This window comes from Pseudomonas sp. PS01301, assembly GCF_029960215.1.
In the GTDB taxonomy this organism is placed as follows: Bacteria; Pseudomonadota; Gammaproteobacteria; order Pseudomonadales; family Pseudomonadaceae; genus Aquipseudomonas; species Aquipseudomonas coleopterorum.
This window is the reverse complement of sequence record NZ_JASCPM010000157.1, coordinates 1-255: the sequence shown is the minus strand read 5'-3', so window position 1 is coordinate 255 and position 255 is coordinate 1. Positions and strand designations below refer to the sequence as shown.

Below are 255 nucleotides of genomic sequence, written 5' to 3'. Positions count from 1 at the left end.
ACATCACCCGCGAAGATGGCTCCCTCGACATGGGTGCCTATGTGTTCTGCACGCTCGATGCGCTGCGCACGGCCCTGCGCCGCCGCGATGTCTTCGTCTCGCCCAGTTGGCGCTATGCCGACCCGCGTCTTGGCCTGCTCGACGGTGCCGAATGGCTGGCGGCGCGACCGATCATCTGCCGGTCACTGGGCCTGACCATCGACGCCAAAACCACCCTGGACGCCTTGTCCGTCGAGCTGGATGCAACCTGGCTGG

1 protein-coding gene is annotated in these 255 nt (G+C 66.3%); it reads left to right on the top strand.

All coding sequences use genetic code 11. From position 1 onward, the window contains the following. On the top strand, positions 1-255 hold a 255-nt coding region (locus tag QMX89_RS22920; RefSeq protein ID WP_282349967.1), incomplete at both ends, for a hypothetical protein.